Below are 1365 nucleotides of genomic sequence, written 5' to 3'. Positions count from 1 at the left end.
TTGAAGTGGGAGATTCTTGGGAACAGAGCATACTTGTTGGTGTATTTCTTTACCAACAGCGGTTTCTCTTATTTACCAAGCTATCTCCGTAGATTCCTACGGTTCGATTTTTCAAACCAAGGCTAATGTTCGTAAGCCTTCAGCTAGAATATTTTTACTAGCATTAATATCTCTATCGTGGTTTGCATGACAATTAGGACAAGTCCAGTCTCTTATTTTAAGCGATTTCTTGCCATCATGATGTCCACAATCAAAACATATTTGGCTAGATGGAAACCATCTGCTTACTTTGACGATTGTTTTGCCATACCAAGTTGCTTTATATTCTAATTTAGATACAAAAGAAGACCAAGATACATCAGAGATTGATTTAGCTAATTTATGGTTACGCAACATGCCTTTTGTGTTCAAGTCTTCGATACAGATGATATCGTGGTTTTTGATGATCTCTGTACTCAACTTGTTTAAGAAGTCGTCCCGTTGATTGATGACTCTTTCATGTAATCTAGCAACTTTACGCTTTTGCTTCTGATAGTTTTTCGCATCAAGAAGATCGATTCCTTTATTTTTAGCGATTAATGCACGTTTAGATAATTTACGTTGCTCACGTTTTAAATTCTTCTCCATTTTGGAAGTGAACTTATTATTGTCAATCTTGTGACCATCAGAAAGGATAGCAAAGTCAGTAATTCCTAGGTCGATACCGATAGCAGAATCAGCTTTTTCAAGTGGTTGTATTTCCACTTCTGTAAGAATGGACACGAAGTATTTTCCGCTTGAATTTCGTCTAACAGTAACATTCATAATACGTCCGTCTACCTCACGACTTTTGGCAAACTTAACAAAACCGAGCTTTGGTAGCTTGATCTTATTATCTACAATAGCAATATTGCCGTTTGTATGCTTAGTCGTATAAGATTGAACGTTGTTTTTCTTAGATTTAAAGCGTGGTTTGTCATTCTGCTTTTTGAAATAGCGATTATATGCATCTGCGAGGTTTTTAAGTGCTGATTGAATAGCAATGCTGTCAACTTCTTTCAACCACTCTAGCTCCATTTTGAGCTGCGGCAGTTGAGCAGAACAAGCGTTGTAAGTCAGACCTTTATCAGTTTCTTTGTATACGTCATTCCATTTACCTAAGAAGTGATTAAAGACAAAACGAGAACAACCGATTGTTTTCGCAATCAGTATTTCCTGCTCTTTATTTGGGTAGATTTGAACTTATAAGCCTTATTGACTAACAATGCTTTCACCTCACTTCATTCCTTGGTTTTCGATGTATTTTCTAACCACATGAATGGGCGAACCACCAGTAGTTAACAAACAAAAACTTCTTGACCAGAACATTTCTTTCCAAAGTTTTTT

1 protein-coding gene and 1 pseudogene are annotated in these 1365 nt (G+C 36.3%); both read right to left on the bottom strand.

The features are described from left to right. Positions 1–111 precede the first annotated feature (111 nt). Positions 112–1244: pseudogene (gene tnpB / locus MWJ95_RS24305) on the bottom strand (IS200/IS605 family element RNA-guided endonuclease TnpB). A gap of 10 nt (positions 1245–1254) precedes the next feature. Continuing rightward, on the bottom strand, positions 1255–1365 hold a 111-nt coding region (locus MWJ95_RS24300), incomplete at its 5' end, for a transposase (protein ID WP_249107387.1).

The organism is Lysinibacillus sp. Bpr_S20, assembly GCF_023337835.1.
In the GTDB taxonomy this organism is placed as follows: domain Bacteria; phylum Bacillota; class Bacilli; order Bacillales_A; family Planococcaceae; genus Lysinibacillus.
The sequence above is the reverse complement of the archived record's forward strand: the minus strand, read 5'-3'. Positions and strand labels throughout refer to the sequence as shown.